This window comes from Microvirga sp. P4_G7 (genome assembly GCF_056401005.1).
The window spans coordinates 1-1970 of sequence record NZ_JBFUKD010000666.1; the positions used below are offsets into that span (position 1 = coordinate 1).

General features: G+C 59.3%; 3 protein-coding genes. All 3 read right to left on the bottom strand.

Annotation, left to right across the window (positions count from 1 at the left end):
• Positions 1-779, bottom strand: a 779-nt coding sequence (locus AC1DT3_RS19305; protein ID WP_477466832.1) for a sulfate/molybdate ABC transporter ATP-binding protein, incomplete at its 3' end; no start/stop codon positions are given.
• Between the two features lie 13 nt (positions 780-792).
• On the bottom strand, positions 793-1659 hold the full coding sequence (cysW, locus tag AC1DT3_RS19310) for a sulfate ABC transporter permease subunit CysW (RefSeq protein ID WP_477466833.1): 867 nt from the start codon (positions 1657-1659) through the stop codon (positions 793-795).
• A partial coding sequence (locus tag AC1DT3_RS19315; protein ID WP_477466834.1) for an ABC transporter permease subunit occupies positions 1652-1970 on the bottom strand: 319 nt, incomplete at its 5' end. The genes AC1DT3_RS19315 and cysW, both read right to left, overlap by 8 nt.

The following is a 1970-nucleotide window of genomic DNA, read 5'->3' on the forward strand; positions in this document are numbered from 1 at the left end:
GGTACGGGCCTGTCGTTCAAGAGGACGCGACCGTCAGCAATTCTCGCGCCGAAGCGAGCGGCGTCACCCAGAAATGTCAGCACGAATGGCGTTGCAGGGTGATCTTGCACTTCGTCCCCATCACCGATTTGCTCGAGGCGGCCCTCGTTGAGGATAGCAACCCGATCCGCCAGTTCGAGTGCCTCATCCTGGTCGTGAGTGACGAAAATCGTCGTCTGACCGGTCCGTTCGTGGATGTCGCGCAGCCAGCTTCGAAGATCCTTTCGGACCTTGGCGTCGAGGGCGCCGAACGGCTCGTCGAGGAGAAGAACGCGCGGCTCGACCGCAAGGGCGCGCGCGAGCGCGACGCGCTGGCGTTGGCCGCCCGAGAGTTGGTTTGGAAACCGGCGCTCGTAACCTGACAACTGCACCAAATCGAGAAGCTCCGAAACCCGCCGGCGAATCTCTCGCCCCGCCGGTCGGCGTGCACGTTCGCGAGCACGCAAACCATATGCGATGTTGTCGGCGACGTTGAGGTGTCTGAACAATGCGTAGTGCTGAAAGACAAACCCGATCTGACGTTTCTGAACCGGCAACAGAGTGGCATCCTGTCCGCCAATGAACACGCGCCCCCTTTCCGAGGTTTCCAAACCGGCGATGATACGCAGGAGCGTCGTCTTCCCGGATCCCGACGGTCCCAGCAACGCGACAAGCTCGCCCGATCTTACTGTGAGATCGACATCGCGTAGCGCGGCAGTCTCGCCGAACGCCTTGCTGATCTCCGCAACTCGAACTTCCAAACAGGCGCTCCTCTCAATGGGCGGGTCGACCTGAAACCATGTCGCCGAAGCGCCATTCCAGGAACGATTTGGCCGCGAGCGTGACGATCGCCAAGCAAGCAAGCAGTGACGCGACTGCAAAGGCGGCGACGAAATTGTACTCGTTGTAGAGGATTTCGACATGCAGCGGCATCGTGTTCGTGAGGCCTCGAATGTGCCCTGACACCACCGACACTGCGCCGAATTCTCCCATGGCACGAGCATTGCAGAGGAGGACACCGTAGAGAAGAGCCCAACGAATGTTCGGCAACGTCACCGTCCAGAACGTCCGCCATCCCGAAGCGCCGAGGGTCAAGGCTGCCTCTTCCTCCATCGTCCCCTGCTCCTGCATGAGTGGGATGAGTTCGCGCGCGACGAAGGGAAATGTGACGAATGTCGTGGCCAATACGATTCCCGGAAGAGCGAATGCAATCTTGATGTCGTGCGCCATCAGCCATGGACCCAGCAATCCTTGCGCACCAAAGAGGAGTAGATAGATCAACCCAGCGACGACTGGAGACACAGAGAACGGTAAGTCGATGAGTGTCATCAATACACTCTTGCCTGGGAAGTCGAACTTGGTGATTGACCACGCGGCGGTCAATCCGAACACTGCGTTCAGCGGCACGGAAATGGCGGCGACCAACAGCGTCAGGCGGATCGCGTCGCGTGCGTCCGGCTCCTGGAAAGCGGCAAGATACGTGGCGAATCCTCGGCTGAAGGCTTGCGTGAAAACGACGACAAGCGGTAAGACCAGAAAGAGCGCCAGAAAGGCTATCGCAAGCCCGATCGCCACAACCCGCGTCGTACGGTTCTCGGTTACGACACTCGGCGTGCCCTGCTGCAAGCGTGTGTCAGACATAGCCGAACCTCCGCCGGCTCCAGCCCTGGATCAGATTGATGGCGAAAAGCGTCGAAAACGAAATTGCCAACATGATGGTCGCGATGACCGTGGCCCCCACATAGTCGTATTCAGACAATTTGATCACGATCAGAAGGGGCACGATCTCGGACACGTATGGCAGATTTCCCGCGATGAAGATCACGGATCCGTATTCACCGACGGCGCGTGCGAAGGCGAGCGCGAATCCCGTCAGGATCGCCGGTATCAAGGGAGGTAGAATAACGCTCCACAACGTCCTGGCACGAGAAGCGCCGAGCGTTGCGGAAACT